Source organism: Hydrogenophaga sp. FW305-3-2-15-A-LB1 (assembly GCF_058787875.1).
This window is the reverse complement of sequence record NZ_JBYTAE010000168.1, coordinates 1-3,071: the sequence shown is the minus strand read 5'-3', so window position 1 is coordinate 3,071 and position 3,071 is coordinate 1. Positions and strand designations below refer to the sequence as shown.

Annotated in this window: 3 protein-coding genes; 2 read left to right on the top strand and 1 reads right to left on the bottom strand. The window is 71.9% G+C overall.

Features of this window, described 5'->3' with window-relative positions; genetic code table 11:
- Window positions 1-1,225: MFS transporter (locus AC3WPZ_RS27795; protein WP_492442582.1), on the top strand; the 1,225-nt coding region annotated here is incomplete at its 5' end.
- On the opposite strand, the gene AC3WPZ_RS27790 is transcribed toward AC3WPZ_RS27795, so the two are convergent.
- Window positions 1,208-2,584: a chloride channel protein gene (locus tag AC3WPZ_RS27790; protein ID WP_492442580.1), complete on the bottom strand. Its 1,377-nt coding sequence runs from the start codon at window positions 2,582-2,584 to the stop codon at window positions 1,208-1,210. The genes AC3WPZ_RS27795 and AC3WPZ_RS27790 overlap by 18 nt on opposite strands.
- Before the next feature lie 111 nt (window positions 2,585-2,695).
- On the opposite strand from AC3WPZ_RS27790, the gene ssb reads away from it, so the two are divergent.
- Window positions 2,696-3,071 (top strand): single-stranded DNA-binding protein (gene ssb, locus AC3WPZ_RS27785; protein WP_492442578.1); only part of this gene is annotated, 376 nt, incomplete at its 3' end.

Below are 3,071 nucleotides of genomic sequence, written 5' to 3'. Positions count from 1 at the left end.
CGCGGCCACCACGCCGCCCGACGCCGCCCGCATGACCCCCGCCGAGCGCCGCGCCAGCGCCTCCCTGGCCCTGGTGTTCGCGCTGCGCATGTTGGGCCTGTTCATCGTGCTGCCGGTGTTCGCGCTGGAAGCCGCGCGCCTGCCCGGCGGCGAGGACGCGGCCCGGGTGGGCTTCGCCATGGGCCTGTACGGGCTGACGCAGGCCTTTCTGCAGATTCCCCTGGGCCTGGCGTCCGACCGCTTCGGCCGCAAACCCGTGATCGTGGCCGGCCTGCTGCTGTTTGCCCTGGGCAGCGGCATCGCCGCCTGGGCGCCCGACCTCACCTGGCTGGCCATCGGCCGCGCGGTGCAGGGCGCGGGCGCCATCTCCGCCGCCGTGACGGCCTTCCTGGCCGACGTCACGCGCGACAGCGTGCGCACCAAGGCCATGGCCATGGTGGGGGCCAGCATCGCGCTGATGTTCGCGCTCTCCCTGGTGCTGGCGCCCGCGCTGGCGGCCTGGGTCGGCCTCTCGGGCATCTTTGCCCTCACCGGCGCGCTGGCGCTGCTGGCCATCGCCGTGGTGATCTGGGTGGCACCGCCCGAACCGCGCGAACACCGGCCCTCCGACCTGCAGCAGTTGCGCGCCGGCCTGGCCGAGGTGCTGCGCCACCGGGGCCTGCTGCGCCTGAACCTGGGCGTGTTCGTGCTGCACGCGGTGCAGCTGGCGATGTGGATGGCGGTGCCGGCCCTGCTGGTGGCCGCCGGCCTGCCCAAGGCGGACCATGCCCAGGTCTACCTGCCCGCCGTGGTGGCGTCCCTGCTGGTGATGGGCGGCGTGCTCTTTCCCATGGAGCGCCGGGGCCGGCTGCGCGCGGCCTTCCTGATCGCCATCGCCCTGATCGGCGCGGTGCAGCTCGCGTTGTGGGCCCTGGCCGACGCCTCACCCGGCCTGTGGACCCTGGGCGGGCTGCTGTTCGTGTTCTTCATCGGCTTCAACACGCTGGAAGCCAGCCAGCCCAGCCTGGTGTCCAAACTGGCGCCCGCGCACGCCCGGGGGGCGGCGCTGGGCGTCTACAACACCCTGCAGTCCGTCGGCTTCTTCGTCGGCGGCGCGGTGGGCGGCTGGCTGGCGCGCGCGCACGGCGCGCCAGGCCTGTTCGCGGTCTGTGCCGTGACCATGCTGGTGTGGCTGGTGGTGGCCTGGCCGATGCAGGCGCCGCCGCCCTCAGCGGCCCGGCGCTGAACCCTCGCCGGGCGGCGGCGGCGCAGCCGCCACACCATCGCGCATCGAGCGCATCATCAGCTGCGACATGGTGCTGTAGAGCGGCCGGCTGATCATGCGCGAGATCAGGCTGGCCAGCAGCGCGCAAGCCATCAGGCTGAGCACCATGCTGTGGCCATCGGTCATCTCCATCACGATGATCATGGCGGTGATCGGGGTCTGCGTCACGGCCGCCAGGAAACCGCACATGCCCAGCGCGATCAGGGCCGCGCCGTGCGGAGAATCGAGCAGCCAGGCCACGTCCGCGCCCACACCGGCGCCGATCGACAGGCTGGGCCCGAACAGCCCGCCGGGCACACCCGCCCACGACGACAGCCACGAGGCCACGAACTTCAGGCCCGTGAACACCAGCGGCTGGTGCGACGCGCCCGGTGTGCCGACCTGTTCCAGCATCACCTTGGTGTGTTCGTGGCCCCCGCCCACGGCCGTGCCGTCGCTGATCACGGCGATCACCGCCACCGCGAAGCCGCAGATCGCCGCGAACGTGACCGGGCGCTTGCGCCGGTAGGCGCAGAAGCGGTCGGGCAGGCCGATGAACGAGGCCAGCATCAGGCGCGACATCAACCCGCCCAGCAGCCCGCAGCCCACGGCCACCAGCGCGCCAGGCAGGAACAGGCTCCACGACAGGGCCTCGGCCCGCACCCGCCCGAAGTACGACAGGTTGCCGAACGCCGAGACCGCCACCAGGCCGGCGATCACGATGGCCGCCAGCATCAGGCCGCTGTTGCGGTCCTGCAGGCGCCGGGACAGCTCTTCGATGGCGAACACGATGCCGCCCAGCGGCGTGTTGAAGGCCGCGGCGATGCCGGCCGCGCCGCCAGCCACCAGCAGTTCGCGGTGGGTGATGCCCGAATTCGGCGACAGCCAGCGGCGCGCGTGCAGCATGACCCCGGCGGCGACCTGCACCGACGGGCCCTGACGGCCGATCGACAGCCCGGCCAGCACACCGCCAGACACCGCCACCATCTTGACCAGGCTCAGCCGCAGCGAGACGAAGCGCGAGCGCTCGCGCAAGGGCGTGGCCGGGTCCAGCGCGGTCAGCACCTGCGGCACACCGGAGCCGGCCGCCCCGGGGGCCCAGCGGCGGATGGCCCAGACCACCAGCGCCGTGAGCGCGGGCGTCCACACCAGCGGCGCCCACCACCAGCCGCTGCGCAAGCCGCTGTACAAGGCAAAGGCCGCCTCGGCCAGCAAGGTGAACGCCACCACCGCGAGGCCCGCCAGCACGGCATAGACGATCACCACTGCGCGGTCCAGCCATTGACGCCCCCCGCCCATTTCGTCGCGCAGGTTCTGCAGGAAGTCCGGTTCGCCTTTCATGGGGGGCCAGTGTATCGACCGATACGGGCCGGCGCGCCGGCACTTGCGGCACAATGTCAGGCCGCGTCCCGGCCGCGCCCGGGCCCGCCCTCTCTTCAGGACATCACCACCATGGCATCCGTCAACAAAGTCATCCTCGTCGGCAACTGCGGCCGCGATCCCGAAATCCGCTACCTGCCATCCGGCCAGGCCGTGGCCAACGTCAGCGTGGCGACCTCCAGCCGCCGCAAGGACAAGAACAGCGGCGAGATGATCGAAGACACCCAGTGGCACCGCGTCACCTTCTACGACCGCCTGGCCGAAATCGCCGGCGAGTACGTGAAGAAAGGCCGCCCGATCTACGTCGAAGGCCGCCTCAAGTACGGCAAGTACACCGACCAGTCCGGCGTGGAGAAGAACACGGTGGACATCATCGCCACCGAACTGCAGCTGCTCGGCGGCCGCGAAGGCATGGGCGGTGGCGGCGGTGAAGAAGGCGGTGGTGGCG